A 4,901-nucleotide genomic window follows, 5' to 3' on the forward strand; every position below is an offset into this window, starting at 1 on the left:
CCCCATCCCCCCGCATTCTGCTGCCGCCACTGCGTCGGACTCATCCCGAACCGCTCATGGAAGACCCGGCTGAAATGCGCCGCATCGCCAAACCCCAGCGCAAAAGCAATCTCCGTAATGCTGCGCCCGGCGTCGCCGCTGCCCGCCAGCCGCAACGCCGCCTGGCGCAACCGGCGCGACAGGATATAGGCATGCGGGGTCTGCCCGGACTCACGAAACAGGTTGTACAAAGTGCGGCGCGACACGTTCAGCACTGCCGCCAGCCGTTGCGCCGAAAGCTCCGGATCGTGCAGATGTGCATCGATGAACTCGGCAAGCCGGCTCATGCGCGCTTCGCCGAGATGCCGCGCCACGGCAGCGTTTGCGCCATCGCCAAGGGCCGCCGGCGGCGGCGTGCCGGCGCCTTGCAGCGCCGTCTCCATCAATGAGACCACGGAATCCTGCAGCACGATCTGCCCTTGATGATCCAGCAGGTGCCCCCCGCAAGTGTCATGCAGCATGGCGCCCAGCGCCGACAGCGCGATGCGCGCCGCGCCCTCCCCGCGCAGCGCCCGGCCGCCCAGGCTGGTGGCCGCCTGGCGCCAGCCGAAGGCGCGTTCCTGCGGCACCAGCAGCACCAGCACCCGGCAGCGGTCCGCCATCTCGATGCTATAGGGCTGCGCGGTATCGTAGATCGACCACATGCCTGGCTCCAGCGAGGCCTCGTTGCCGCGCTGCGCCACGCGGCTCTGCCCGCTGAGCTGCCAGAAGATCTTGAAGAAGCCCGCGTCGGATGCCGCCACGTGCCGGGACTCGCGCGTAACACGGTGCGCGTCGACATCCATGTCCGCCACCGCGCTGGCGCCGAAACGCGCATAGCTGACGTGGCAATGAAAGCCCCCGCGCGTCTGGCGCGAATAATCGAGCGGCAGGAAACTGGTGTCGATGGCTTCGCGCCATTGCTCGAAGGTCACGGTGGTCAACCGCGCCGGCGTCTGCTGCAGGTGCTGCGCTGCGGGCATCAGGACATCTCCAGTAGCCGGCGGTGTCTGGGCAACATGCGGGGAACATGCAGGGGAACGCGCCGGAGGCCTCGAAGGTGGTTGCAAAGCCTAATGGAAAGCCCGTGAGCCGACAATGGGAACAATTACGCAGGCACCGCCCGCCAGCGAAGCTGGCAAACGTGCGAAGCCAGCATCACTTCCAAAGTCAGACCACGCGATAGATTTCCCAGCGCGCGGTGCCGGAGACGACGAACGGTTCCAGCTCCTTGCCCCATTGCGCATGCGCCGGTATCGATGCGAGCCGGGCCCAGGCGCGGTCCAGTTCGCCAAGGTCGCTCACCTCCCAGTCATGGACCACCGTGGCCTCGAGCGCGCCGATCGAGCCGGTCAGCAGGCGCCCGGTGACGAGGCCAGCTTGCGGGGCGATCTCGCGCGCCCACGCCTGCAGGCGCTCGATGACTTCTTGCTTGTGCCCGAAACGGGCGTCGATTTGCCATCTGGCTATCAACATGATGCTGCTCCTTGAACGTTGGACATTGGCCGCAGGTGTCGCGAGGGCGGACCGCCCCGCTGCACGCGGCGGCTGGCCCCCCGCCCCACCCATGTGCTACCTTTTTTGAGGGGCCGCGCCACCGCGTCGCCCCAGGTTCCACTATCGACTGGCACCGTTGGAATCACGGTTGGAGAAAGCTGGAGATTATTGGAGGAAGCGTGGCAGCCACTGCCCACCTCGGAATCCGCCTGCTGGGTGATTTATCCGTGACCCGCAACGGCGAGCCGCTGCCGCTGCCAGCCTCAAAGCGCACCCGCGCACTGCTGGGGTATCTGGTTTGCACCCACGCCGCGCAATCGCGGCAAGCACTTTGCGACCTGCTCTGGAATGGCCCCGACGACCCGCGCGCGGCGTTGCGCTGGAGCCTGACCAAGCTGCGCCCCCTGGTGGATGACGCTGGCGCGACGCGGCTGGTGGCAGATCGGGAGCGGGTTGTCTTTGACGGACAGGGGGTCTGGGTAGACATCGCGCGCATCCACGCTTTGCTTGCGGCGGGCCTTGAAGCCACCGCGACCGATGCGCTGGAAGAAGCCGCGGGCCTGCTCCAGGGTGAGTTCCTCGCAGGGCTGGACCTGGCCCGCTGCTACCGCTTCTATCACTGGTGCACGGCTGAACGCGAACGCTACGACGCGCTGCGCCGTGCGGTGCTCGCCACACTGGTGGCGCGCCTGGAAGCGACGCCCGTGCTGGCGCTGCCGTTTGGCCGGGCCATGGTGGCCGCCGACCCGCTCGCCGAGCCCGCCCATGCCACGCTGGTCACATTGCTGGCGGCGGCCGGTCGCTATCCGGACGCCGAGCAGCACTATGCCTATGCGCGGGACATGCTGCGCCGGGAGCTGTCCACCCCGCCCGGCGGCCCGCTGGACACGGCGATCCACCATGCGCGCCGCGAGATCCAGGCATGCGGCGCAGTGATCGAGCCACAGACACCGGCGGCTTGCGCGGACGCGCCCCTCGCCAACGGCCAGCCCGCCCCGCCAAGCCGGCCATTGGTAGGACGCCTTGCCGAGCGCGCCGCCATCGACCGGCTGGTTGCGGGCGGCGCCAACGAATGCGGCTCGCTGCTGCTCTTGCTCGGCGAGCCCGGCATCGGCAAGACCAGGCTGCTCGACCAGTTCGCCGAGCGCGCCCGCGCCGCCGGCTTCCAGGTATTGCGCGGACGCTGCTACGAAGCCGAGATGGTGCGGCCGTACGGCCTCTGGCTCGACACGCTGCGCGCCATCGCGGCCGACACGGTGCCGGCGGATGCAGCGCCGCTGCTCGCGGGCGGCGGCCTGGCGGATGCACCCCGCGATGGCAGCCGCGAGCAACTGTTCAGCGCTGCCGCCAAGCTGCTGCGCGGCCTCGCCGCGAGCCAGCCGCTGGCACTCGCGCTGGACGACCTCCAATGGCTGGACGAAGGCGCCGCCGCGCTGCTCCACTTCCTGTGCCGCACGCTGGAGCCAGGCGCGCGGATGCTGTTCGCCGGTGCCGCGCGGGCTGGCGAGATCGACGACAACCCATGGGCCAAGAGCCTGCTGCACTCGCTCGCGCGCGAAGGCCGCCTGCTACGGCTGCCCCTGGCGCCGCTGGACGTGCCCGAGGTCGCTGCCCTGCTCGGCCCGGCGCTTGCCGCGATGGATCCCCAGGCCGTTGCGCGCAACAGTGGCGGCAATCCGCTGTTCGTGCTTGAGCTGGCGAGCGCGCACGACCGGGCCAGTGGCGACACCGGCGCGCACCGCACGCTTGACGCCCTGATCTCGGCGCGCCTGGACGCGCTGGAACCGGCCTCGCGCGAGTTGCTGACCCGGGCCTCGGCGATGGGCCGCGAACTGCGGCCGCAGTGGCTGGCCGAGGTCTCTGGCATGCCTCTCGCGCCATTGCTGACCACACTCGGACAGCTGGAGCGGCGTGGCTTGCTCAAGCCGACCGGCGAGGGCCATTTCGACTTCAGCCATGACGTGGTGCGCCAGGCCGCCTATCGAGCCATCTCCCCGCCCCGGCGCCGCATGCTGCACAGCCTGATGGCGCAGCAACTGCTGGCGGCGTGCGCACAAGACCCCAGGCTGTATGGCGAACTGGTGCACCACGCGAGCCTGGCCGACGACGCGCCGATGACCGCGCAGGCCTGCCTGTGGGCCAGTGAGCATTGCTTGCGTGTCTACGCCAACGACGAAGCCGCCACGGTCGCCGAGCGCGGCCTGGCGCAGCTGGAGCGCCTGCCGCACGGCACCGAGCGCGCGCGGCTGGCCATTGGCTTGCTCAAGCTGCGCGCGGTGGCGGCAACCAGCGCCGGCGCCCGGCAATTGCCCACGCTGATCGATGCGCTGGAGAATGCGATCGGCGCCGCGCAAGACCTTTCGCTGCACGAGCACGCCGCCACCGGCCTGCACATGCTGTCGTGGCTGCACCAGCAGGGCAACGACACCGAGGCCGCTCGCCGCGCCATCCTGGAGGCCGAGCGCATGACGCGCAAGGCCGATGCCACCACGCGCTGCCAGCAACTCGCCAATACCGCCCGCTGCCTGCTGGAGGTCGAGACGGACCTGCCCCGGGCGCGCGCCATGCTGGCCGAGGCCGATACGCTCGCCGAATCGCTCGACCTCAAGGTGATCGAGCTGATGTGGGGCCATGGCTTGCTGGCCCGTGTCGACGGCGACCTGGCGGCCGGCCACGGGCATGTCGCACGCGCGGTCGCAGTCGCCCGGCAGCGGCAGGATCACTGGCGGGAATACGAATGCCTGGTATGGCTGGCGACGATTGCGTTTGAGCTTGGGCGGTTCGATGAAGTCATCGGGCACAGTGCGGACATCGAGCAGGCGGCGCGCCGCATGGGCGGGACAGCCGAAATCCGCGAAGTGGGTGGCATCGGTAGCATCGGTAGCATCGGCGGCATGGGTGAAGTCGACGAAATCAGCGCGCCGTTCGCCAGCGCCCTGGGCGCGCTGGCCAGGCTCCGGCTCGGGCAGCCCGCGGCGCAAGCCCAACTCGCAGCGGCACAAGCCGCCATGTGCACCCTGGACGACAAGGCGCACCTTGCCTACGCGCTTAACGCCACCGCGGCAATGGCGCTCGATCAATGCCAAAGCCACGCGGCAAGCGCCTGCGCCAGGCAAGCGCTGGATGCGGCGCGGGCCGTTCGCCGCCTGACCGAAATGACAGTGGCGGCGTCATGCCTGGTGCAGGCCGCTGCCAGCGCGGGCGATGCGCCCCGCGCAGCCGAGCTGCTGGCGGAGCTGCGCTGGCTGGTGGCGGGCCGGCGCGCCAGCGCCCGGGCCGCCGCAGCGCTGGACCACGCGGAGCTTGCATGCCGCGGGATTCCAACGCTTGCGCCAACGCCGGGGCATTAGGCTTGCCTGCATGCACTGCCCCTTGCCCCTTTGCCC

General features: G+C 69.9%; 3 protein-coding genes. 1 reads left to right on the forward strand and 2 read right to left on the reverse strand.

Going from position 1 to position 4,901, the window contains the following annotated elements; all coding sequences use genetic code 11:
- Positions 1–1,001, reverse strand: a 1,001-nt coding sequence (locus AC1RWI_RS37680; RefSeq protein WP_492870849.1) for a helix-turn-helix domain-containing protein, incomplete at its 3' end; no start/stop codon positions are given.
- 187 nt (positions 1,002–1,188) lie between these two features.
- Complete coding sequence (locus AC1RWI_RS37685; RefSeq protein ID WP_043355944.1) at positions 1,189–1,494, reverse strand: hypothetical protein; 306 nt, start codon at positions 1,492–1,494, stop codon at positions 1,189–1,191.
- A 200-nt stretch (positions 1,495–1,694) separates the two neighbouring features.
- Here AC1RWI_RS37685 and AC1RWI_RS37690 point away from each other — a divergent pair, with 200 nt between their 5' ends.
- Positions 1,695–4,865, forward strand: coding sequence for an ATP-binding protein (locus tag AC1RWI_RS37690; protein WP_492870850.1), 3,171 nt, complete (start codon positions 1,695–1,697; stop codon positions 4,863–4,865).
- The last annotated feature ends 36 nt before the right edge of the window (positions 4,866–4,901 follow it).

The organism is Cupriavidus sp. MPR-AND1C (assembly GCF_058809705.1).

Coding starts and splice junctions, on each gene's coding strand:
- AC1RWI_RS37685 (WP_043355944.1), bottom strand. CDS start 1,494: ATGTTGATAGCCAGATGGCAAATCGACGCCCGTTTCGGGCACAAGCAA.